We start from the raw sequence: 22,015 nt of genomic DNA on the forward strand, positions 1-22,015 counted from the left end.
CCATCGCGCCGAGAGTACTGCGGGGTCAGCCCGTGGGAGGCCAGGGCGCCGCTGACCGGTGGACGGCACCGAGCCGTCGCAACGGACTGAAGAAGGGGGAGGCCTCGCGGCCTCCCCCTTTTTTGCGTTTACACTTCACAATGTCGTTGCATTTCACCTGTAACCCGGTTGGGCTTATGTGTAATGAGCTTTTATTTAAAGACAATAAATCGAATCACAAGTGCAACTGCTATGACCACAATGATCAAAAGCAGGATTGTCAGTCGATGCTGCTTGCGTCGTTTATTTGACGAAACGAAGATTGATTTTCCCTGTTTTGGCGTTTCGAGATAACGAGCCGAATGCGTTAAGGTTTGCTTAGGTCGGGGACCTCTTTGCTGCCGAGTTATGGGCGTTTTCGTCGGGTCGTCATTGATTGCGCTGTTTTTTGATAACGGTGCATCTTTTAGATATACGGGATCGCCCGATGCGACGCCCATATGCTTACGTCCCGTTTGGGCATCCTCGAGCGTTTGATATCGATTTCTCGTCACATATTCGGGCTCTGCATCATTAATGGGCTCTTGCGAGATGTGGGGTCGATGGAACCGTGGCGGCTGCGTGGAAATATCTTCCCCCTGCGTCGGCATAAACATATTGTTCTGGTTTTGGTCGTCCATGATGCCCTTTAGCTCGTTACCAACAACGTGTACGCGCTCATTGTAAGCCCCTTGTTATTTGTAGCTGTGGACATACTCGTTATTTAAGCTCTGGTTCAAAGAACCTTAACCTTCCTAAAACCTTAGTGCTACACACTTAGATATGCTTATAGTACTGGACTCAAAAAACTTTATAGTCGATGTATATATGAGTATCGGGTGGGCATATATAAGAGCGTCAAAAGAAGTCCCAGTCACCTAGAAGATGACTCGGCAGTCCTATAAAGGAGTGGTAAACATGGCAAGCATGGTTCCTTATCGTTCGGTTTTTGGCGTTCGTCCCTCTGCAAGCTCGCTGTTCGATCTGTTTGATGATATGAGTGACCTAGCGAACGGCTCGATTGCCTCTAAGGCGTTCCCCGTTGACGTTGAGGATAAGGGCGATGGCTATGAGGTCAAGGCTTATCTTACCGGCGTCGCCAAGGACGATATCGATGTCGAGCTTAACGAGGGCCGTCTCTCCATTAGCGTGAATGTCGAGGAAGACGAGGAGAACGAGGGCAAGAACTTCCTGCAGAAGGAGTTCAGCTCGTACAGCGCGACGCGCGGTGTGTATCTCAAGGATGCTTCGAGCGAGGGGCTCTCGGCTAAGTACGCCGACGGCATCCTTACCGTTACGGTTCCCAAGATCGTCGAGAAGAAGAACGTTACGAAGATCTCCATCGACTAACTTCGTTGGTGTTCTGCGCTATTAAAAGATAACAAAAGGGGCTGGGAAGCGATTCCCGGCCCCTTTTGCTGTCTAGGACAGTCTATTGAATGCTTGCTGGCCGATACTGGCTTGCGGGGCGTATCGAGAGTTTTCGCAATCCTTGGAGAAGGGTGGCGGAGCTGCCGACCTCGTCATCTAGGGTTGCGGCTAGAGCTTTGGCATAGCTTTTGACGGTAAGGCTCGGACGATTGTTGTCTTGGCTGATATGCATGGCAATGAGCTGTTCGGTGCGATCGGTAACAAGTTCGCGCGCGGCTTCGGCGGCCTGATCGTTGGACAGATGCCCTTTTGTAGATAGGATGCGCTCCTGAAGAAAGCGGGGATATTCTCCCTCGCGCAGCATGGTCACATCGTGGTTGCTTTCGAGCGCGAGGACTCGACAATCTTTGAGGGTGTTCATAGCCTGGCTCGATAGCTCTCCGGTGTCGGTGGCAAAGCCAATGGAATCTTCGGGGGCGTCGAATCGAAAGCCGACTGGATTGATGACATCGTGTGATGTTGAGTAGGTTTGCACGTGGATGCCGGCAATGGATAGGGTGTCACCGGGATCGAATTCCTCGACAGGCATATGCGAAAGATTTTCTTTGCTCGAAAGTGTGCCCCTGCTGGCAAAGAGGGGGCCGTGCCAATGCTTGCACCAGACATCGAGACCTTTGATGTGATCGCTATGCTCATGCGTAATGAGAAGAGCCGAGACGTTGTCTGCCGAGAGTCCCAGTTCTGCCATGCGCTTTAATGTCTCGCGGCGAGAAAGACCGTCGTCAATCATGATGAGCCCCCGGGGGCCTTCGATGAGCGCGCAGTTGCCTTTTGAGCCGCTGCCAAGGATATGAAGGTGCAGACGAGACATAAGATTCCAAAGGATACAATGGGTGCGAACGAATAGAGGAGGAAGCAAATGCCAACGGTATCTCAGCATTATGGACACCATGCTGCATCGCGGGCTGATGATAAGGCCCTGGCAACGCGGCAGACGGCTGCCCCCGTGGTGCTCATGGTATCAGGTGGTGCGGACTCGACGGCTTTGCTCCTTATGGCGTGCACATCAAAGTTGGATATTCAGGATGGGCGTGGTGTAGCTCCCATCGCGCGCGAGCGACTGCACGTGCTGCATGTGAACCATCATCTGCGCGGTGAGGCATCCGATGGCGACGAGGCCTTTGTGCGCGGCCTATGCGCACAATATGGCTTGCCGCTGTGTGTTGAGCATGCCTATTTTGATGATGAATCGGGCAATATCGAGGCGGCTGCCCGCGAGGTGCGCTATGCCGCGGCGCGGAGGTATGTCCGCGAGCTCTGCGCCCAGACGGGGGCACCGCGAACGGCGGCTCGTATCTGCACCGCGCACACGTCTTCGGATCGCGCGGAAACGTTTTTGATGAACGCGATTAAGGGTTCGGGGCCCGCTGGTCTATCGAGCATTCCTCGCCGGAGGAATATCGTGGTGCGTCCCTTGCTCGACCTGACTCATGATGAGCTCGTGGGCTATCTGCAGGTGCATGGTCAGCCGTGGCGAGAGGACGAGAGCAACGAGGACGTGTCGTACTTGCGTAACTACGTGCGCCATCGGGTGATGCCGGTGGTGGCGCAGCGCAACGCGAGCGTCTGTAAGACGATTGGCGCCGCCTGCGAGATCTTAGGCGATGAGGACGCCTTTCTTTCCCAGCTTTCCGCGCAGGCGTTTCGAAGCTGCCTGCGTAAGGAGGCGGCGGGTGCACTGGTCCTTGACGCTCGCCGACTGGCCGCGGCCGAGGTGGTGATTGCTCGGCGCATGGTGCGACTGGCAATTAAGCGTATCGACCCCGACGCTCGCCCGGAGATGCGGCATGTGGAGCGCGTGCTCGCCTGTGTCGCCGAAGGCTCGGGTTCGGTCACGCTGCCGGCGGGAATCGATGCGCGCGTGGAGTTTGGCATGCTGTCATTCAAGGCCCCGGCGGCGCGCGAGGGGTTAGTTGCCGATTGGGTCACCATTCCCGGTCGATTGCCGCTGGGGGCGGGCCGCATCCTGGTGGCAGAGACGATGGCCGTCGAGCCGGGGTGCGATATTGTGCGCCGTGCCCGTGAACTCGCGGGTGCCGGAGGGGTGGCCGCTATGGTGGATGCCGCGACGCTGGGCTTTGCCGATCGCGATAGCGAACGGATGCTCGCCGGCTCGCGCGGGGAGATTCCCGCCGAGGCGCGTTTGGCGCGTCTGTGGGTAGACGGTCCCGCGCCGGGGGATGTGATGTGTCCGTTGGGCATGAGTGGGCGAAGCAAGAAGGTATCCGACCTGCTCAATGAGGCCCGTATTCCCGTTTCTGAGCGCGCAGGCGTTCCTGTGGTGAGAACGGCTCCGGGAGGTGCCGTGGTATGGGTCGCAGGCGTTCGCACGGACGAGCGTTTTAAATGCACGGCCGCAACGCGCGTGGCGTATCTGCTTCGTGTGGTCGATGCGGAATAGCGTCCCACGCCAGCTATTCTGTGCGACGTTGACGGTATTCCCGCGCTGATGGCGTACGGGCTGGAAAATATACCCCGTGCGCTGCTAGAATGTGAAGTTCGCGTCCATACGGCGGTGTGTGGGCGATAAGCACAAGAAAGGGTTGTCATGGCTTCTCAACATCCGGATATCGAGAAGGTTCTGTTTACGCAGGAGGATATCGACGGTATCGTCTCTCGCCTAGGCGAGCAGATTACTCGCGACTACGCGGGTAAGGATCTGGTGCTGATTGCGGTCCTGCGCGGCGCCGTGGTCTTTATGGGCGACCTGATGCGCAAGATCGAGCTGCCGACCAACATCGATTTCATGGCTGTTTCGAGCTATGGCGACGGCGTGAAGTCCTCGGGTATCGTGCGTATCATTAAGGACCTGGATATCGACATCCGCGGTCGCGACGTGCTGATCGTCGAGGACATTCTGGACTCGGGCCTGACGCTCAAGTATCTGATGAAGAACCTCGAGAGCCGCAAGCCCGCTTCTCTGGAGGTCGCCGCCTTCCTGTGGAAGGACGTTGAGGACCGTACCTCGGCCATCACGCCCAAGTATGTTGGAACCCATTGCCCCGATGCCTTTGTGGTGGGCTACGGCCTCGACTATGCCGAGCGCTATCGTAACCTTCCGTATCTGGGCATTTTGAAACCGGAGGTTTATTCGTAAGATGCCCGACGACCGTAACGATAACAATTCCCAGACTCCCCGGGAGCCTAAGATCCCGGGGATGCCCGGAGGCAAGAAGCCCACGCGTACGGGCTGGCTGTATTTTATTTTGGCTTGCGCGCTCCTGGGCTACGCCTTCTTTAACATGGGCTCCGGCTTTGCCAATTCCAGCAATACCGTTAAGCTCGCGACGAGCGAGATGGTGAGTGCCATCAAGCAGGATCGCGTCGAGGATCTGACCTATACGGTTCAAGACGGAAGCGTGACGGGGCATTACTGGAAGACGAAGAAGGACAAGGGCGATACGAGCGAGCTCAAGAGCTTCTCCTCGACCTATGTCGGCTCCGATTCGCTTGCCGACCTTATGGCGGAGCACCCCGATACCAAGTACATCGTCAACACCAACGATCCCGATTTTTGGGGCGACCTGGCGATGAGCGTGCTGCCGACGATTGCCCTGATTGCCATCATGTTCTACTTTATGCGCCAGATGATGGGCGCCAACAACAGGAACATGCAGTTTGGCAAGACCAACGCCAAGACCAACGAGGCCACGCGCCCCAAGGTCAAGTTTGAAGACGTTGCCGGCGTGGACGAGGCCGTCGAGGAGCTCGAGGAGATCCGTGACTTTTTGAGCGATCCGGATCGCTATCGCAAGCTGGGCGCCAAGATCCCGCGCGGCGTGTTGCTGGTGGGCCCTCCGGGCACCGGTAAAACGCTGTTGGCCAAGGCCGTTGCCGGCGAGGCGGGCGTGCCGTTCTTTAGCATCTCGGGTTCCGACTTTGTCGAGATGTTCGTGGGTGTCGGCGCCAGCCGTGTGCGTGACCTCTTTAAGGAGGCCAAGTCCCAGGCTCCGTCGATTATCTTCATCGATGAGATCGATGCCGTGGGACGTCAGCGCGGAGCCGGCCTGGGCGGCGGCCACGACGAGCGCGAGCAGACGCTCAACCAGCTGCTGGTCGAGATGGACGGTTTTGAGGAGAGCGAGTCGGTCATCCTGATCGCTGCGACCAACCGTCCTGACATCTTGGATCCGGCATTACTGCGTCCCGGTCGTTTTGACCGTCAGGTCACGGTCGACCGTCCGGATGTGAAGGGCCGCGAGCAGATCTTGCGCGTGCATGCCGAGAACAAGCCGATGGACGAGGACGTGAAGTTTGAGAAGCTCGCCCAGATGACCGTTGGCTTCACCGGCGCCGATCTGGCAAATCTGCTCAACGAGTCTGCGCTGCTGGCTGCCCGCCGCCATCGTTCCGTGATCTCGATGGACGAGGTCGAGGAATCGATGGAACGCGTGATTGCCGGTCCGCAGCGCAAGGGTCGCGTGATGACCGAGGCCGAGCGCACCACGATTGCCTACCACGAGAGCGGTCACGCCCTGGTGGGTCACATCCTGGAGCATTCCGATCCGGTTCACAAGATCTCGATTGTCAGCCGCGGCCAGGCGCTGGGCTACACGCTGCAGCTTCCGCAGGAGGACCACTTCCTCAAGACCAAGAATGAGATGCTCGACGAGCTCGCCGTGTTCTTGGGTGGTCGCGTTGCCGAGGAACTCATGTGCGACGACATCACGTCGGGCGCGAGCAACGACCTGGAGCGCGCGACCAAGATGGCGCGCGAGATGGTCACGCGCCTTGGCATGAGCGAGGAGCTTGGAACGCAGGTGTTTGGTGAGGCGCAGCATCAGGTATTCCTGGGCCGCGATTACGCCGATCACCAGGATTACTCTGAGGAGACGGCGCGTCGCATCGACATTGAGGTCCAGCGCATTATGCGTGAGGCCCATCGTCGTGCGGTCGAGATTTTGGATGCCCGTCGCGATCAGCTCGACCTGATGGCCAAGGTGCTGCTTGAGCGCGAGACCGTCGAAGGCGACGCCGTGAACGCCCTGCTCGACAACGAGTGGGATGCCTACCTTGAGCGCGAGGGCGATATCCTGGCAGCCAAGGAGGAGCGCAATGCCAAGGCAGCCGGCATGCCGACCAAGAAGCGCGCGCCTCGTATGAGCGAGGAGGAGCTGGCGGCTGATGCCGCAGCCTTTGCGCAGGCGGCTATGCAGGAGGATGCAGAAGCCGCATCCGAGACTGCCGATGATGCCGGTGCCGACACCGACGCCGACAAATAGTCTTTGTGGTGAAAGCCTCCGCGGGGAAACCTGCGGAGGCTTTTTCTTTTGAGCGATATGGGGCCGTCTGTTGATTGGGGACAGACTTAAATGAGCGTTTTCACGCATTTAAGTCTGTCCCCAATCAACATTGCTGCGGCACTTTGCTCGGCTAAAGCGTACAATAGCGCCTATGCGAAAGGGGAACAGATGATCAACGAAACTATGTATGCTCGCGGTGCGGAAAGCTCCATCATCCGCGAGATCTTTAGCTATGGTCTTGAGCGCAAGGCACAGATCGGTGCGGAGAACGTATTCGATTTTTCGCTGGGCAATCCGAGCGTTCCGGCGCCCGCTGCTGTGGCTGAGTCGATTAAGAAGGCCTTGGGGCTGCCGAGTGACCAGTTGCACGGCTACACCCCCGCTCCGGGCCTGCCGCAATGTCGAGCAGCCGTCGCCGAATCGCTCAACCGCCGCTTTGGAACGAACTATGAGGGCAAAGACGTCTTTATGACGGTGGGTGCCGCGGCTTCGCTCACCTGCACGCTCAACGCCGTTACGAACCCGGGCGACGAGGTTATTGTTATCGCCCCATACTTTCCGGAGTATCGCGTTTGGATTGAGAAGGCCGGCTGCACGTGTGTTGAGTCGCCTGCTGATGAAGACACGTTCCAGCTGAGCGTGGACAACGTGCTCAAGGCGATCACCGACAAGACGGCAGCCGTCATTATCGACTCGCCCAACAACCCGACCGGTGCCGTATATACGCGCGACACGCTGACGCGACTGGCCAATGTTCTGCGCGAGGCCAACGCTCAGCGCGATCCTGAGAATCCGATTATGCTCATCTCGGATGAGCCGTACCGCGAGATCGTGTACGGTGCCGAGGTGCCTTGGGTGCCCTCGATCTACGAGCACACCATCGTGTGCTACTCGTATTCCAAGTCGCTGTCGCTGCCTGGTGAGCGCGTGGGTTGGATCTTGGTTCCCAACACCAATCCGCAGGCTGCCCGTCTGATGCCGGCTGTTGCGGGTGCTGCCCGCACGCTGGGCTTCGTGTGCGCGCCGGCGCTCTTTCAGCGCGTAATTATCGACTGCATCGATGAGCCGAGTGACGTTGAGGCCTATGCACGTAACCGCACCGCGCTTACCGACGCACTAGCGGAGTATGGCTACACCTATGTTGAGCCGGATGGCGCGTTCTACCTATGGGTGAAAGCGTTGGAGTCCGATGCGAATGCGTTTTGCGAGCGCGCAAAGAAGTATGAGTTGCTTGCGGTTCCCTCGGACAGCTTTGGTATGCCGGGTTGGTTCCGCCTGGGCTATTGCGTGAGCTACGAAACGATTGTCAATTCGCTACCCGCTTGGAAACAGTTGGCGGACGAGTATCGTTAAAAGTAAAGCGCTCTGCCTACAATGTTTTACGTGAAACGGGGTTTGGTGTTAAGCCGGACCCCGTTGTCATGGACGTTGTGTCTTTGGGATGGAGTGGTTTTACGACTATCGAAGGCTATGCGTACAATGAATATAAGCGACGGCCGTGCCAGATAAGGAGACCTGATGCCCTACCTGCTTTCTTGTGACATTCATACCCATACGATGTTCTCTGCGCATGCATATTCGACCATTGAGGAGAATGTGTACTGGGCGGCAGAGCGTGGTCTGCAGGTGCTCGGATCTGCCGACCATTTGAGCTCTATGGTTACGGCTTGCCCCAATGACCTGCGCAGTTACCAGTTCTTTATCAACCAGGATATCTGGCCGCGCATTTGGAGCGGCGTGCTGGTGCTGCGTGGTGCCGAGGCCGATATCGTTTCGCTGGACGGAAGCCTGTTTGGCGAGGACACTCCTGTCACGCTCGATATTGCCGGCGATTCGTACAGCCGTCAGCATTCGCTGTTCGATTTGGTTACGCGTAATTTGGATTATTTGGTTGCGAGCGTGCATAATCCGCAGATTGCTGAAGGCGCGACGCTGGCCCAGACGACCGAGATGTATATCAATGCCCTGGAGCACCCCAAGGTGTTCATGCTGGGTCACACGGGGCGTTCGGGCGTGCCGTTCGATATCGACGAGGTGCTGTTGGCGGCTAAGGCCAAGCACAAGATTATCGAGATCAACAACCATAGTCTTGAACACGGTGTCGACACTGAGCATTGGGTCGTATGCCGCAAGATCGCCGAGCGCTGCGCCGAGCTGGGCGTGGGCATTGGCGTTTCGACCGATGCGCACATTGGCATGGCAATTGGTAAGCTCGATTACGCTCGCAAGATGCTCGACGAGATTCACTTCCCGTTGGATCTGATCGTGACGCGCGATCGCGAGACGCTGCTGCGCGAGATGGCGGCAGCCGGCGTGTGCGACCTGCGCAAGGGGATATAGCGGAATTTTTAAACCAAGCGAAGGGGGCGGCCCAGACGGGTCGCCCCCTTTCTTGTCCCAAAAATCTACTGAGGTTGGTTAGCGGCGTTCGAGGACCGCTACGGTTTCGGTGTGGTCGGTATGGGGGAACATGTCGACTGGCGTGATCTTGAGCAGGCGATAGCCTCCGTCGAGGAGCTGGTGCAGGTCGCGCTCTTGGGTCACGGGGTTGCAGCTGATATAGGTGATGCGGCGCGGCTTAAGTGCGCAGGCAGCTTCGAGGAACTCGGGGGTGGAGCCGGCACGCGGCGGGTCGATGGAAAGGACATCGATCTGCTCGTTGTTGTCGGCGGCATCTAGGATGTAATCGGTGGCATCGTCGGCCATAAACCAAGCGCTGCGGGTGAGGCCGTTGAGCTCGGCATTGCGGCGTGCGTCGGCAATGCCCGCCGGGTTGCGCTCCACGCCGAGCAGCATAATGCCGATCCCCTTGTTCTGGGCATCTTTAGCTGCGCAAAGACCGATGGTACCGCTACCGCAGTAAGCATCCATAAGCACATCGCCCTGCTGCAGGTCCATGCCGTCAATCGCGAGCTGATAGAGCTGCTCGGTCTGCTGCGGATTGGTCTGATAGAACGCGGTGGGGGAGATATCGAATTCGCAACCGAGCAGCTGGTCGCGCATGCACTCGGCGCCATAGACGATACGAGTCTCCTCGCCCAAGATGGCGTTACCGGGACGGCCATTGATATTTTGGGCAACGGTGACGATATGCGGATCGAGTGCCGCCACGGCTTCAAAGAACTCCTGTGCATGCGGTAAGTCACGCTGGGCGGTCACGAGCGTAACCATGACCTGGTCGGTACGCCAACCGCAGCGGACGACGGCATAGCGGAGCAAGCCCAGATGCTTGTCCTCGTTAAAGGCGGGAATGTGCAGGCGCTCAGCTTCACGCGCGATGCCGTTAAGAATTTGTCGGGCGCCCGGTGCCTCGACGGGGCATTCGGGTACGGCAACGATCTTGTGCGTGCCGCGCTCAAAGAAACCGCAACGGACGGCGCCCTCCTTACCGGGAGCAAAGGGAGTGGCAGCCTTATGACGAAAGCCACGCGGCGCAGGATATTTGCCCGGGTCGCCCAGGGTGACGCCCATACCGCGAATGGGGTCGACGCTAATACCCTCACGCTCGCAAAGAGCAGCAAAAAGCTCCTCCATAGCAGCCTGCTTGGCGGCGAGCTGCTTCTTATAAGGACGATTGAGCGCCGTACACCCACCGCAAGCTTTCATGATCGAACAGGGAGACTTGGGGTCCACAGCCTTACGCGCAGACGAAACCTGATCTTTATGCGAGCGCTTGGAGCGAGTCTGAGATGCCTTATCCTCGTTCCGACGAGAGCCGGGACGCTTGGCCTTAGCCTTGCCCTTGGCCGACTTACCCTTTGCGCCCTGAGACGACTTGGATTTCTTAGAAGATTTTTTCTCTTCCGACCCCTCAGCTGCCTCGATCAAAGCACGACGAGCCTTACGCTCCGCACGAGATTCTGCCATGAATTAACTCCACTATTAAATAAAAGAAAAGTCCGAAGTAATTGTACCGTGCATTCAACGTGCCCGATTGGAGGGGACGCCTATTTAAGTCCCGAGCACGTTGTCTCCCGGAATGCCGGCAGCCGTCACGGTATTTTATTTGTCGCGAGTTCCGCACGAACAGGAGGCCACTTAATGTGGCCTCCGTCGTGAGCAGGACTGTAGAGCAGCAAATTAAATACCGTGACGGCTGCCGGCATTCCGGGTGCACCAACCTTGTGCTCCATGCGTGCTTTCCGTCTTGCGCAGGACTGTAGAGCAGGAAACTTAATTACGCGCCGCTCCCCGCCCACGCCGGGCAACCTCTCCCTTGTACTTTATCAAGGTAGAGTGTATGATTCTGAACGTTACATGACTCACTTTACCTAACTAAAGTACCATCAAGGGGGAATGCCATGAATACCGATATGTCTCGTCGTCAGTTTGTTGGTCTAGCCGGTTCGCTCGCTACGGTTCTAGGCCTTGGCCTGGTAGGCTGCGGTGGTGGTGCCGGTAAGGGTTCCGCTGCCGGTTCTGCTGCAGCCAAGGACATGAAGGGCGCTGCGGAGTCCAAGAAGCTCGTGGTGGGCTTTGATAAGTCCTATCCTCCGTACGGCTTTGTGGGCGACGATGGCGAGTACACCGGCTTTGATCTCGATCTGGCCAAGGCTGTTGCCGATAAGCAGGGCTGGGAGGTCAAATACGAGGCCATCGACTGGGACGCCAAGGATACGCTGCTCAACTCCGGCGCCATCAACTGCATCTGGAACGGCTTTACCATGGAGGGCCGTGAGGACGACTACACGTTCTCCGAGCCGTACATGCTCAACGAGCAGGTGCTGGTGGTCAAGAAGGATGCGGGCATCAAGGGCTGGGACGATCTTGCCGGCAAGACTGTGATTACCCAGACTGATTCCGCTGCGCAGGACGTGCTTGAGGGTGACCAGAAGGATCTGGCGGCGACGTTTGCCACGCTCGACACGATCGGCGAGTACAACACGGCCTTTATGCAGCTCGAGAGCGGCGCGGTCGATGCCGTGGCTTGCGACCTTTCGATTGCCCAGTATCAGCTTGCCGCCAAGCCCGATGCCTATACGCAGCTTGATGAGCCGCTGTCCAGCGAGCACTACGCCGTCGGCTTTAAGAAGGGCGACACCAAGTCGGCCGACGCCGTGACCGAGTCGCTCAAGGCGCTCTACGAGGACGGCACGGTTAAGGACCTGTGCGACAAGTATTCAAGCTATGGTCTATCTTTCGATAATTGGGTGCTCAAGTAATGTCTATTCAGGTCATGATGCAGATGCTTGGCCAGGGTTTCTTGGTCAGTTTGCAGTTGTTTGTGCTGACGCTGTTGGGGTCGATTCCGCTGGGAATCCCCGTGGCGTTTATGCGCATGAGCAAAATTGCGCCGCTCCGCTGGATTGCGCGCATCTATATCTCGGTCATGCGCGGTACGCCGCTCATGCTGCAGATGTTTGCCATCTACTTTGCCCCGTATTACGTGTTTGGTATTTCGCTCACGCCCGATTCCAAGTGGACGGCGTGCGTTGTGGCGTTCATCATCAACTACGCCGGTTACTTTGCCGAGATCTATCGCTCGGGCCTGCAGTCAATTCCGCGCGGTCAATACGAGGCTGCCGAGGTGCTGGGCTACTCGCGCGTGCAGACGTTTCTGTATATCGTGATGCCGCAGGTCGCCAAGCGTATTCTGCCGGCGATGGGCAACGAGATCATCACGCTGGTCAAGGACACGTCGCTGGCGTTTGCCATTGGCGTGGGCGAGATGTTCTCGACGGCCAAGGCGCTGGTCGCCTCGCAGGTGAGCATGGTGCCGTTTGCGATCGCGGCGCTGATTTACTGGGTCTTTAACTTTGTGGTCGAGATGCTGCTGGGCGCCGCCGAAAAGAAGCTGGACTATTATCATGACTAACTCAGTGATGAAAATCGAAAGCGCACGTAAGGCGTTTGGCGGCAATGAGGTGCTCAAGGATATCTCGCTTGAGGTGAAGCGTGGCGAGGTTGTGGCGATTATCGGACCTTCGGGTGGCGGTAAGTCCACGCTGCTGCGCTGCGCCACGCTGCTCGAGACACTCGACGGAGGCTCACTCTCGTTTGGCGACCTTGCCGTTGCGACGGATGCGGGTTCGGGCGCGGTCTATGCGAAGGGCGATGTGCCCAAGCAAACGCGCTCGCGATTCGGCCTGGTGTTCCAAAATTACAACCTGTTCCCGCACTATACCGTGATGAAAAACATCACCGATGCTCCGATTCGCGTGCTCAAGCGTCCGCGCGAGCAGGCGGAAGCCCGCGCTCACGAGCTGATTGCGCAAATGGGGCTGACGGGAAACGAGAACAAGGTGCCGTGTGAGCTTTCGGGCGGTCAGCAGCAGCGCGTGAGTATTGCCCGCGCCTTGGCGCTCGACCCGGAGATCCTGTTCTTTGACGAGCCGACCTCGGCACTCGATCCCGAGCTGACGGCCGAGGTGCTGCGTGTCATTAAGGACCTTGCCGCGCAGAATATGACGATGGTGATTGTGACCCACGCAATGCAGTTTGCGCGCGATGTTGCCGACCGCGTGGTCTTTATGGATGGCGGTCGTATTGTCGAGGAGGGTCCTGCCGAGCAGGTCATCGACCATCCGCGCGAGCAGCGCACCCGTGAGTTCTTGAGCCGTATCGAGGGATAGGCTCAGGTATTTACTCAACTATTAATTGAGGCGAAGCCGCCGCAGGTCTTACGGTCTGTGGCGGCTTTTTGTTTGCATCGACGGGGTTCAATAATCGCCTCACAAGCTTGTCTCTTCCTCTCGCCGCCTGTATTCATACGTGCGCCGAAAGGTATGCATGGACAGCCGCCCGTGAGGGTAGGGTGGTGGCATAGGACATTTGGAGGGTGAGTCGGCTCGGCTGCCGACCATGCTGCTCCCGGGACGGCACCGACCGCGAACTCTCCCCGTTGGCGTCGCGCAATGCGCGCGGCCCTGCAAGGAGGTCATCATGGGTGCTCCCAAGACCGGTAACGTAAGGAACGTGGTGCTCGTAGGCCAAGGCGGGGTGGGCAAGACTTCACTCGCCGAGGCCATGCTCCACCTTTCCGGCAAGACCGCCCGCCTGGGCGGCCACGACGGCACCAAGCCCACGCTCGACTATGACCCCGAAGAGGTCAAGCGTTCATTTTCTATCTCGACGACCATCGCGCCGATCGATTGGAAGGGCGCCCGCATCAACGTGCTCGATGCCCCGTGCTACCCCGATTTTATCGGCGACGCCTTTGCCGCGATGAGCGTCTGCGAGACGGCGCTGTTCGTGGTCGACGCCGAGGCCGGCCCGCAGCCGACGACGGTTAAGCTTTGGTACGCCGCCGAGGACCTGCGCCTGGCGCGCGCGGTGTTCGTAAACCGCCTGTCGCGTCCCGAGGCCAGCTTTACGACCACGATGGGCCTGCTGCAGGAACGTTTTGGTACGCGTTTGGGTGCCGTGACCCTCCCCTGGGGCGAGGGCGAGGACTTTGACGGCATTATCGACCTGGTGCGTATGAAGGCGCGCCACTGCAACGGCGCCGAGGCAGTTGAGTCGGAGATTCCCGAGGAGTATCGTGCCCAGGCCGAGGAAGCCCACGACCATCTGTGCGAGCTGGTGGCCGAGGCTGACGACGAACTGATGATGAAGTACCTGGAAGGCGAGGAGACGCTGACGCAGGAGGAGCTTGAAGGCCTGCTGTCGAAGGCGATCGCCGAGCGCATCTTTGTGCCGGTTTTTGCGGGCGATTGCATTAAGGAGCAGGGCGTCAACTCGCTGATGGACGACATCGCCACGTACTTCCCGGCGCCGACGGACTACGGCGAGATGCCGCTCATCGACGGCGATTCGCTTAAGATCTCGAGTGACGATGACCGTCCGGTGGCATTTGTGTTTAAGACGCTGGCCGATCCGCAGCAGGGTCGCATCAGCTTTATCAAGGTGCTGACGGGCACGCTTGAGCCGGGTCTTGAGCTGATCAACGCGCGTACCCGCAAGGGCGACCGTCTGGCTCACCTGTATGTGATGTGCGGCCGCGACATGACCGAGGTCGGTCACGCCTATGCCGGCGACATTATCGTGGCACCCAAGCTGGCGGCCGAGACGGGCGATACGCTCTCGATTACCGGCAAGGTCGAGGCTGCGGCGTTTAAGTTCCCCAACTCGCAGTACCGCATTGCCATCGAGGCCGAGAATCGCGGCGACGAAGAGAAGCTCTACACGTTTATCGAGAAGGCCTGCAAGGCCGATCCGACCATGAGCATCGACCGCGACGAGGAGACGGGCCAGACTATCATCTCCGCCGTGGGTGAGGCACAGGTTTCGGTGCTGCTCAACCGTCTGGAGGACCGCACCAAGGTTGCCGCCAAGAGCGTGCCGATCCGTATTCCGTATCGTGAGACCATTCGCCGCACGGCAAGTGCCCAGGGCCGCCACAAGAAGCAGACAGGCGGTGCCGGTCAGTACGGCGACTGCTGGCTGCGCGTGGAGCCGCTCATTGGGCCCGACGGCACGAGCGACGGCTATGAGTTTGTGGACGAGGTCGTGGGCGGCCGCATTCCGCGCTCGCTGATTCCCGCCGTGGACAAGGGCGTCCAGGAGACCATGAAGGACGGTATTATTGCCGGCTATCCGCTCACGGGCATTCGTGTCGCGGTGTATGACGGCTCGTATCACAGCGTCGACTCCAACGAGATGGCGTTCCGCGCGGCGGCTCGCATCGGCCTGCGCAAGGCATGCGCCGATGCCGACCCGGTGGTGCTGGAGCCCATCGAGGAAATCACGGTGACTATCCCCGAGAGCTACGCCGGCGCCGTGATGGGCGACATCTCGGCATCGCGCGGTCGCGTGACGGGCATGGAGACCGATGAGCGCGGCGACACCGTGGTCATCGCCCAGGCACCTCTCGCCGAGCTGACGGATTACTCGACGCGCCTGCGCTCTATCACGCGCGGCACAGGCGACTTTACCATGAAGCCCGCCGGCTACGAGCAGGTACCTTATGACGTTCAGGCCAAGCTGGTCGAGCGCTATGAGGAGGGCCGCGCCAAGTAGCGTGTGGCTTTGCCTGCAACATGCATGCCGATGCAAGGGCTGCTCTGGGCAATCCAGGGCGGCCCTTTTTGGTCCCCGGTGGGGTTGCAAATCGGTTCTTGTCGTGGCTTGGGGCTAGTTCCCCGAGGCCTGGTTGCGGCCGGTGACGTAGTCGATCCGAACGTGCGGCTGTAGGTTATAGCAGTACACGTGGAAGCACAGGGTCTTGCCGTGGTCCTCGACCGATTGCGCCTCAAGGCGCACACCGCGGCAGACAAGTTCCTCTTCGTTATACATGGGCGTGACGCGGTAGAGCACATGGTTGCCCGTGTCGCGGATGTAGCCGAGAATCTGCTCCTCAAACGGCAGCATGCTCGTTTCGTTGAGATAGCGCGTGCCGGTGAGGAGATTTTTGCGGTTGGCGTTTTCGCCGCAGAGCGACCAGGCGATAAGGTGGCAGCGGTTGTAGAGGCTCTGGCCCGGAATAAAGTCGTAGCGCTGCTGGTGCCAACCGGCAGGATGGATACGCGAGATATCGCCGCGCTCGCCTTGACCGAGTGATTCGGGGCCCACGCAGGCGAGTGCTTTGCGGGTGCGGCCCAGGCTGTCGAGCTTGGAGAACTTCTTAAAGCAGCCCTCTTCTGTAGCGCGCTCGTATTCATCGAGCGTGAATGATGGTGTGCCGAGCGGGTGCGTGCTGTCGGCGCGAAGGGCAACGTAGGGGTTGCCGGCATAGTCGGGAATGCTGCTGAGATAAACACCGCGGGCGCGGTTGAGGTCGGGGTTTTCGACCTCGTCGATGGGGGTGGCGGCGCTGTTCTCGGCAACGTTGCCGTTGGTGTTGGTCGTGGTGGATTCGGAGCCATCGCCGGAGTCCTCGGAGCTCGCTGTTCCCGATTCGAGCCGGGCGACCAAGTCCGCTTCGTCGTCGGTGCGGTTGGGGCTCTCGCTTTGCTTCTCGGCCAGAGCCACCGCCTGTTCATCGCTTTGCGGCGACAGCAGCTTGGGCGCTCCGTCGAGTGATCCCGTAAACAGCGCAAACCCCAGCACCACGGCGGTGCCGATGGAAAGTACTTGCTTGTAGGTGGACTTGCGCGACATTGAGGCTCCTGGATGGACGGTTGGGAATCTACCAGTCTAGCAGGAGCCGGCAGGGGTCGTTCTATCGAACAAATACTCAAGATTTGGGATAGACGCTACTGATTCATTTGTCCCGCAGCCTAGATCGAGGTGGAGCCGAGCCAGTTGAGCTTGCACTCGAGAATGCGCTGCTCGCCGGGTTCGCCGCTGCCGTCAAGTAGGGCGAGCAGCATCTCGGCTGCTTCGCGACCTTCCTGGTCGACGGGCTCGATGATGGTGGAGACGGTCGGCGTGGTGAGATTAGTCCAGTCTTCGCAGTTGAGTCCCAAAAGGCCGATTTGCTGCGGAAGCAGATGGGCCATGGGCTGAAGCGCCTTGTAGACGCGGGGGAGCGCCCATTGGTTTTGGACAAAGATGAGCGTACGCTTGGCGGGATTGAACTTGAATTTAAAGTACTCGGTAAGCTCGTTGATTGACGGCTTGTTGTGATCGATGGGAATCGCTTTGTAGAGCTGCCCATTCGCGGCCAGCGCCTCGGCATACCCCTGAAAACGCTCCATGCGGGTGCGCATCTCGGTCATGTTGGCGGCAATGGAAAAGAAATCTTCGTAGCCGGCGTCGAGGAGTGCCTGTGTGGCGTTGTACACGCCGTCGTAAAGGTTGGTTTTGATCCAGCTGGTACCTGGGCTATAGATGGCCGCATCGAAAAAGACGACCGGCTTGCCGGCTCGTCTAATGCGGTCGTGCACGGCTTTGAAGTTTGCCGTGGGCTGGATGATAAAGCCATCGACGCCCAGCGAGAGCATTTTGTCGACGTACATGAGCTCGGTCTCGGGGTTAAAGTTGCTCGTGCAAACGACCGTCTGGTAGCCCGCGGGGAGCATGACCTGCTCCATGCCATTGAGAACGAGCCCCGCCCATTTGTTGGTGTTATCCAAAATGATGATGGCGATGACGTGGGTTTGCTTGCCGGTGAGCGTCTGCGCTTGGGCGTTGGGAACGTATCCGAGTTCCTTAATGACGCGCGCGATTTTGTTCTGCGTCTTCTCGCTAAGCTTTTCTCGTTTGTCGTTGAGGTAATACGAGACGCTTGCCGTCGAGGTTCCCGCCTCTCGAGCGACGTCTGCGATCGTAACGCGCTGTTTTGCCACAGCGACTCCTTCCGACAGATGAGCATTTTCCAACATGATGACTTTGAGTCTTGGTGAGGGATGCGCTTCGGTGAGCGGTTTTATCCTTTCATATGAGTATGCAACAAATGCGGCATACGGGTGGGGTCGAAATTTGTGACCGGCATGCGCATCTGCCGTCTACCGAGAAAATCAAATACTTCTTGACTTTTGAAATCGAGGGTAAAATCGCAGGATTCATTTTTGGTTAAACGCATAACTAAATCGCATAACCAACGCTCTGACCTGCGCGTTTACCGAAATAAGCTGGCATTAAGAAAAACGAGCACCTATATTGGTCTTGTCGAAAAGACAGCAAGTCCAAACGGCAGGGGATGCTCCGGAGGCCTCCGCAAACGGTGTCTTGCGCACGCAACTCTATGAAAAGAGGGAAGCAATGAAGATCGTAGGCGTTGCCGCCTGTACTGTGGGTATCGCCCACACGTATATGGCCCAGAAGGCGATTCAGGATGAATGCGCCGCCCGTGGCATCGAGTGCAAGGTCGAGGCTCAGGGTGGCCTGGGTATCGAGAATGAGCTCACGCAGGAAGACGTGGACTCCGCCGACCTGGTCCTGGAGTCCGTCGACGTGGGTGTCGAGAACGAGGACCGTTTTGAGCAGAAGATGGCCGAGGGCAAGTTCCTGAAGGTCGGCACCTCGGATGTAATCGCCGATCCGGTAAAGATCATCGACCAGGCCATTGAGATCATCAAGGCGACGGGTGGCGCCGTTGACGCGCCCAAGGCCGAGGCCAAGGCAGAGAAGAAGGCCGTCTCCGCTGCCCCGCAGGCCCCGACACCGGCGTCCAAGCAGTCTATCTTTGCCGATCCTGGCAAGACGCTGCTCAATGCATTCAATACCGGCGTTTCCTATTTTATCCCCATCGTCGTTATCGGCGGCGTGTTTCTTGCCTTCTCGCTGGCATCCGGTACCGCCGGCGCCAACGGCATGGAGGTTACGAACCCGCTGATGGTGAGCCTTAACACCATCGGCATGGCCGGCATCTCCATGATGATCCCGGTGCTTGCGGCATACATCTCCTACTCGATGGCCGGCAAGCCCGCGCTCGCCCCCGGTTTTGTCCTGGGCTACCTGGTCAACAACGCTGTCGTTACCCCTAACGGCAACAGCGTTTCGACCGGCTTCTTGGGCGCCATGATCATGGCGGTCATCTGCGGCTACTTTGTCCGCTGGATGAAGACCTGGAAGGTCAACAACACCATCCAGACCATCATGCCCATCCTGATCATCCCGATTCTGACCTCGCTTGTCCTGGGCATGGCCTATATCTACATCCTGGCCACGCCGCTTGGCTTTGTGATGGACTGGCTCACCGGCGTGCTCGGCAGCCTGCAGGGCGGTTCCGCAGTTGTCCTGGGTCTGGTCATTGGCGTTATGACCGCCTTCGATATGGGTGGCCCCATCAACAAGACCGCCTCGACCTTCACCATGGCCATCATGGCCTCCGGTATCTACGGTCCTAACGGTATGTTCCGCGTCGCCGTCGCCGTTCCCCCGATCGCCTGTGGCCTCGCTGCGCTCATCGCCAAGAACAAGTTCGATGACGCTGACCGCCAGATGGGCATCTCCGCGCTGTTCATGGGCTGCATCGGTATTACCGAGGGCGCTATCCCCTTCGCGGTCAAGGACCTCGGTCACACCCTGCCCGGCATTTGCATCGGCTCTGCCGTGGGTGCGGCACTTGCCGCCTTCCAGGGCATCGACTGCTACGTCCCGCACGGTGGCTTTATCGTCGCCCTTGCCACCAACAACGTCGCGCTGTTCTGCCTGGACATCGTGATTGGCGCCGTGGTCGCCGCTGCAATCCTGATTGCCATGAAGCCCACGCTCGATAAGCAGGCCAAGTAAACCTTTAAGGACTCCGGTTGTGCGGAGGGATGGATTTGACTCCGCACAACCGCCCCTACACAACAAAATCCATCCGTACTGATAGGGCCCACATCTGGGTCCCAGGGAACTTTTGTCAAAAATCCTCTGGAGAAGGAGAACAAAATGTCCAACCTCACCATCCGCCAGGCCGTTCAGGGCATGCTCAAGCTGCAGGATAGCGGCGATCACGCAACCATGGTCGGCATTGGCCCCATGAGCCCCAACCTGATTCAGGCCGTGTTCGAGCTTGCCAAGGACGAGGATTTCCCGCCCATGTTTATCGCCAGCCGCAACCAGGTCGATATGGACGAGATGGGCGCCGGCTACGTCAACGGTTGGGACCAGACGCGCTTTGCCGCCGACATCAAGAAGGTTGCCGACGAGGTGGGTTACACCGGCCCGTACTACCTGTGCCGCGATCACGGCGGTCCGTGGCAGCGCGACGAGGAGCGTAACGCCCACCTGCCCGAGGACGAGGCCATGGAGCTCGCTCGCAAGTCCTTCGTCGCCGACATGGAGGCAGGCTTTGACCTGCTGATGGTCGACCCCACCAAGGACCCCTATCAGATCGGCAAGGTTATTCCGCTCGACGTGGTGCTTCGCCGCACGATCGATCTTATCGACTACCTTGAGCAGTACCGTCGCGAGCATAACCTGCCCGAGGTCGCCTATGAGGTCGGTACCGAGGAGACCAATGGCGGCTTGACCTCTACCGATAAGTACGAGGAGTTCATTTCTCAGCTGCAGCCCGAGCTCGAGAAGCGCGGCTGCCCCATGCCCACCTTTATCGTCGGTCAGACCGGTACGCTCACCCGTTGGACCGAGCAGGTTGGCCATTACAACTTTAAGAACGCCCGCGAGCTCGCCGACATGGCAAAGCGCTACGGCGTGGGCCTGAAGGAGCACAACGCCGACTACCTGGACGACGCGACGCTGCTCGAGCACATCCCGGCTCACGTGACGGCCTCCAATGTCGCCCCTCAGTACGGCACCGAGGAGACCCGCGCCTACCTCAAGCTCTGCGCTACCGAGCAGATCCTGGTCGACAACGGCCTGTGTGACGATCCCTCCGACCTGTATCACACGCTGTTGGTCAAGGCCATCAAGACCGAGCGCTGGCGCAAGTGGATGACTGGCGACGACGTCAACCTGCAGGTCGACGACATTCTTGCCGACGATGAGCTCAGCCTGAAGATCCTGGATGTCTCCGGTCACTATGCGTTCAACGATCCTGAGGTCAAGGAGCAGGTCGAGAAGCTCTACCGCAACCTCGCCGCTCAGGACATCGACGGCAAGCGCTTTGTCATCGAGCACATCAAGCGCCCGATCAAGCAGTACGTCGTCGGTCTTAACCTCAAGGGCGTCACGACCCGCATCGAGGCCGCTCTTGCCGAGTAAGTAGCTTTTCCTACGCGACGCCGGGCCTGGGGCATGTCCCAGCTGCAGGCCCGGTACATGGGACAAAGGGGCAGTCCCTTTGTCCCATTCTTTTGAGTTTTAGCTTCCTTTGAAGGGGTTCACCATGAAGTTCTTTATCGATACCGCCAATCTGGACGAGATTGCCGAGGCCAAGAGCTGGGGCTGCCTGGCCGGTGTTACCACCAACCCGTCCCTGTACGCCAAGACCGGCGGCAAGCTTGCCGACTTTGAGCCGCATATGCTCAAGATTGCCGAGCTCTGCGAGGGCCTGCCCGTGTCCGCCGAGTCTACCGCGACCACTGCCGAGGGTATGATCGAGGAGGGCAAGCGCCTTGCCGCCCTCGCCCCCAACATCGTGGTCAAGCTTCCCGTGTGCGAGGCCGGCCTTGCCGCCTGCCGTGCGCTGGCCGATGCTGGCGTGCGCGTCAACATGACGCTCGTCTTCTCGCCGACGCAGGCCCTTATGGCCGCCAACGCCGGTGCTCGCTACATCAGCCCGTTTGTCGGTCGTTTCGACGACATCGCCGAGGACGGTATCTCGCAGCTCGACAACGTCGTGACCTGCATTAAGAACTACGACTGGACGGGCAAGAACGTCGACGACACCGTCGAGATCATCACCGCCTCGGTTCGTACGCCCAACCACGTAACCCAGGCCGCGCTGCTTGGCGCCGATATCGCGACCGTGCCCATGGCAGCCCTTAAGAAGTGCCTGCACCATCCGCTGACCGATCAGGGCCTTGCCTCGTTCGAGGCCGACTGGCAGAAGGTCGTCGCTCAGGCTTAACGAGTGGATTGCCCCGGCATCGTGTCATCCGGTGCCGGGG

At 58.9% G+C, this 22,015-nt stretch carries 18 protein-coding genes; 13 read left to right on the forward strand and 5 right to left on the reverse strand.

Annotation, left to right across the window (positions count from 1 at the left end; all coding sequences use genetic code 11):
• Positions 1 to 191: 191 nt before the first annotated feature.
• Positions 192 to 659 carry a hypothetical protein gene (locus I1M21_RS05305; protein ID WP_195192728.1) on the reverse strand — a complete coding sequence of 156 codons (468 nt, stop codon included), beginning with the start codon at positions 657 to 659 and terminating at the stop codon, positions 192 to 194.
• Positions 660 to 936: 277 nt separating this feature from the next.
• Here I1M21_RS05305 and I1M21_RS05310 point away from each other — a divergent pair, with 277 nt between their 5' ends.
• On the forward strand, positions 937 to 1,368 hold the full coding sequence (locus I1M21_RS05310; protein WP_195192729.1) for an Hsp20/alpha crystallin family protein: 432 nt from the start codon (positions 937 to 939) through the stop codon (positions 1,366 to 1,368).
• Between the two features lie 82 nt (positions 1,369 to 1,450).
• On the opposite strand, the gene I1M21_RS05315 is transcribed toward I1M21_RS05310, so the two are convergent.
• The gene (locus tag I1M21_RS05315) at positions 1,451 to 2,260 is read right to left on the reverse strand and encodes an MBL fold metallo-hydrolase (protein WP_195192730.1); all 810 of its coding nucleotides are present in this window, start codon (positions 2,258 to 2,260) and stop codon (positions 1,451 to 1,453) included.
• A gap of 48 nt (positions 2,261 to 2,308) precedes the next feature.
• Here I1M21_RS05315 and tilS point away from each other — a divergent pair, with 48 nt between their 5' ends.
• From tilS to I1M21_RS05340, 5 genes are all read left to right on the forward strand, one after another.
• The gene (gene tilS, locus I1M21_RS05320; protein ID WP_195192731.1) at positions 2,309 to 3,850 is read left to right on the forward strand and encodes a tRNA lysidine(34) synthetase TilS; all 1,542 of its coding nucleotides are present in this window, start codon (positions 2,309 to 2,311) and stop codon (positions 3,848 to 3,850) included.
• Positions 3,851 to 3,997: 147 nt separating this feature from the next.
• Positions 3,998 to 4,546: a hypoxanthine phosphoribosyltransferase gene (gene hpt / locus I1M21_RS05325; RefSeq protein ID WP_117774133.1), complete on the forward strand. Its 549-nt coding sequence runs from the start codon at positions 3,998 to 4,000 to the stop codon at positions 4,544 to 4,546.
• A 61-nt stretch (positions 4,547 to 4,607) separates the two neighbouring features.
• Positions 4,608 to 6,671 carry an ATP-dependent zinc metalloprotease FtsH gene (gene ftsH, locus I1M21_RS05330; protein WP_271762926.1) on the forward strand — a complete coding sequence of 688 codons (2,064 nt, stop codon included), beginning with the start codon at positions 4,608 to 4,610 and terminating at the stop codon, positions 6,669 to 6,671.
• 189 nt (positions 6,672 to 6,860) lie between these two features.
• Positions 6,861 to 8,045 carry a pyridoxal phosphate-dependent aminotransferase gene (locus tag I1M21_RS05335; RefSeq protein WP_195192733.1) on the forward strand — a complete coding sequence of 395 codons (1,185 nt, stop codon included), beginning with the start codon at positions 6,861 to 6,863 and terminating at the stop codon, positions 8,043 to 8,045.
• 165 nt (positions 8,046 to 8,210) lie between these two features.
• Positions 8,211 to 9,032, forward strand: coding sequence for a phosphatase (locus I1M21_RS05340; RefSeq protein WP_195192734.1), 822 nt, complete (start codon positions 8,211 to 8,213; stop codon positions 9,030 to 9,032).
• A 78-nt stretch (positions 9,033 to 9,110) separates the two neighbouring features.
• Here the strand turns inward: I1M21_RS05340 and rlmD are convergent, their stop codons facing one another.
• Positions 9,111 to 10,559, reverse strand: a complete 1,449-nt coding sequence (gene rlmD, locus I1M21_RS05345) for a 23S rRNA (uracil(1939)-C(5))-methyltransferase RlmD (RefSeq protein WP_195192735.1) — start codon at positions 10,557 to 10,559, stop codon at positions 9,111 to 9,113.
• Positions 10,560 to 10,993: 434 nt separating this feature from the next.
• On the opposite strand from rlmD, the gene I1M21_RS05350 reads away from it, so the two are divergent.
• From I1M21_RS05350 to I1M21_RS05365, 4 genes are all read left to right on the forward strand, one after another.
• Positions 10,994 to 11,854 carry a transporter substrate-binding domain-containing protein gene (locus I1M21_RS05350; RefSeq protein ID WP_195192736.1) on the forward strand — a complete coding sequence of 287 codons (861 nt, stop codon included), beginning with the start codon at positions 10,994 to 10,996 and terminating at the stop codon, positions 11,852 to 11,854.
• The gene (locus I1M21_RS05355) at positions 11,854 to 12,507 is read left to right on the forward strand and encodes an amino acid ABC transporter permease (protein WP_006235606.1); all 654 of its coding nucleotides are present in this window, start codon (positions 11,854 to 11,856) and stop codon (positions 12,505 to 12,507) included. Before I1M21_RS05350 ends, I1M21_RS05355 begins: the two co-directional genes overlap by 1 nt.
• Positions 12,500 to 13,264 carry an amino acid ABC transporter ATP-binding protein gene (locus I1M21_RS05360; RefSeq protein WP_229025627.1) on the forward strand — a complete coding sequence of 255 codons (765 nt, stop codon included), beginning with the start codon at positions 12,500 to 12,502 and terminating at the stop codon, positions 13,262 to 13,264. Before I1M21_RS05355 ends, I1M21_RS05360 begins: the two co-directional genes overlap by 8 nt.
• A 310-nt stretch (positions 13,265 to 13,574) precedes the next feature.
• Complete coding sequence (locus I1M21_RS05365) at positions 13,575 to 15,650, forward strand: elongation factor G (protein ID WP_195192737.1); 2,076 nt, start codon at positions 13,575 to 13,577, stop codon at positions 15,648 to 15,650.
• Between the two features lie 114 nt (positions 15,651 to 15,764).
• Here I1M21_RS05365 and I1M21_RS05370 read toward each other — a convergent pair whose 3' ends face one another.
• Together I1M21_RS05370 and I1M21_RS05375 are read right to left on the reverse strand one after the other, a co-directional pair.
• Positions 15,765 to 16,730 carry a DNA/RNA non-specific endonuclease gene (locus I1M21_RS05370; protein WP_195192738.1) on the reverse strand — a complete coding sequence of 322 codons (966 nt, stop codon included), beginning with the start codon at positions 16,728 to 16,730 and terminating at the stop codon, positions 15,765 to 15,767.
• 119 nt (positions 16,731 to 16,849) lie between these two features.
• Positions 16,850 to 17,860: a LacI family DNA-binding transcriptional regulator gene (locus I1M21_RS05375; protein WP_271759525.1), complete on the reverse strand. Its 1,011-nt coding sequence runs from the start codon at positions 17,858 to 17,860 to the stop codon at positions 16,850 to 16,852.
• 415 nt (positions 17,861 to 18,275) lie between these two features.
• Here I1M21_RS05375 and I1M21_RS05380 point away from each other — a divergent pair, with 415 nt between their 5' ends.
• The 3 genes from I1M21_RS05380 (at position 18,276) to fsa (ending at position 21,975) form a co-directional block, all read left to right on the forward strand.
• Positions 18,276 to 19,748 (forward strand): PTS fructose transporter subunit IIC, encoded by a 1,473-nt coding sequence (locus I1M21_RS05380; RefSeq protein WP_006235614.1) that lies wholly within the window; start codon positions 18,276 to 18,278, stop codon positions 19,746 to 19,748.
• A 144-nt stretch (positions 19,749 to 19,892) separates the two neighbouring features.
• Positions 19,893 to 21,167: a class II D-tagatose-bisphosphate aldolase non-catalytic subunit gene (locus I1M21_RS05385; protein ID WP_195192740.1), complete on the forward strand. Its 1,275-nt coding sequence runs from the start codon at positions 19,893 to 19,895 to the stop codon at positions 21,165 to 21,167.
• A gap of 124 nt (positions 21,168 to 21,291) precedes the next feature.
• On the forward strand, positions 21,292 to 21,975 hold the full coding sequence (fsa, locus tag I1M21_RS05390) for a fructose-6-phosphate aldolase (RefSeq protein WP_006235616.1): 684 nt from the start codon (positions 21,292 to 21,294) through the stop codon (positions 21,973 to 21,975).
• The last annotated feature ends 40 nt before the right edge of the window (positions 21,976 to 22,015 follow it).

The organism is Collinsella aerofaciens (assembly GCF_015546965.1).
Lineage (GTDB): Bacteria > Actinomycetota > Coriobacteriia > Coriobacteriales > Coriobacteriaceae > Collinsella > Collinsella aerofaciens_X.

Excerpts from the sequence above, each read along its gene's own strand:
- I1M21_RS05350 (WP_195192736.1), top strand. The coding sequence starts at position 10,994 with ATGAATACCGATATGTCTCGTCGTCAGTTTGTTGGTCTAGCCGGTTCG.
- I1M21_RS05355 (WP_006235606.1), top strand. The coding sequence starts at position 11,854 with ATGTCTATTCAGGTCATGATGCAGATGCTTGGCCAGGGTTTCTTGGTC.
- I1M21_RS05365 (WP_195192737.1), top strand. The coding sequence starts at position 13,575 with ATGGGTGCTCCCAAGACCGGTAACGTAAGGAACGTGGTGCTCGTAGGC.
- I1M21_RS05310 (WP_195192729.1), top strand. The coding sequence starts at position 937 with ATGGCAAGCATGGTTCCTTATCGTTCGGTTTTTGGCGTTCGTCCCTCT.
- rlmD (WP_195192735.1), bottom strand. The coding sequence starts at position 10,559 with ATGGCAGAATCTCGTGCGGAGCGTAAGGCTCGTCGTGCTTTGATCGAG.
- I1M21_RS05380 (WP_006235614.1), top strand. The coding sequence starts at position 18,276 with ATGAAGATCGTAGGCGTTGCCGCCTGTACTGTGGGTATCGCCCACACG.
- I1M21_RS05370 (WP_195192738.1), bottom strand. The coding sequence starts at position 16,730 with ATGTCGCGCAAGTCCACCTACAAGCAAGTACTTTCCATCGGCACCGCC.
- I1M21_RS05340 (WP_195192734.1), top strand. The coding sequence starts at position 8,211 with ATGCCCTACCTGCTTTCTTGTGACATTCATACCCATACGATGTTCTCT.
- tilS (WP_195192731.1), top strand. The coding sequence starts at position 2,309 with ATGCCAACGGTATCTCAGCATTATGGACACCATGCTGCATCGCGGGCT.
- I1M21_RS05335 (WP_195192733.1), top strand. The coding sequence starts at position 6,861 with ATGATCAACGAAACTATGTATGCTCGCGGTGCGGAAAGCTCCATCATC.
- I1M21_RS05305 (WP_195192728.1), bottom strand. The coding sequence starts at position 659 with ATGGACGACCAAAACCAGAACAATATGTTTATGCCGACGCAGGGGGAA.
- I1M21_RS05360 (WP_229025627.1), top strand. The coding sequence starts at position 12,500 with ATGACTAACTCAGTGATGAAAATCGAAAGCGCACGTAAGGCGTTTGGC.
- fsa (WP_006235616.1), top strand. The coding sequence starts at position 21,292 with ATGAAGTTCTTTATCGATACCGCCAATCTGGACGAGATTGCCGAGGCC.
- I1M21_RS05385 (WP_195192740.1), top strand. The coding sequence starts at position 19,893 with ATGTCCAACCTCACCATCCGCCAGGCCGTTCAGGGCATGCTCAAGCTG.
- I1M21_RS05315 (WP_195192730.1), bottom strand. The coding sequence starts at position 2,260 with ATGTCTCGTCTGCACCTTCATATCCTTGGCAGCGGCTCAAAAGGCAAC.
- hpt (WP_117774133.1), top strand. The coding sequence starts at position 3,998 with ATGGCTTCTCAACATCCGGATATCGAGAAGGTTCTGTTTACGCAGGAG.
- ftsH (WP_271762926.1), top strand. The coding sequence starts at position 4,608 with ATGCCCGGAGGCAAGAAGCCCACGCGTACGGGCTGGCTGTATTTTATT.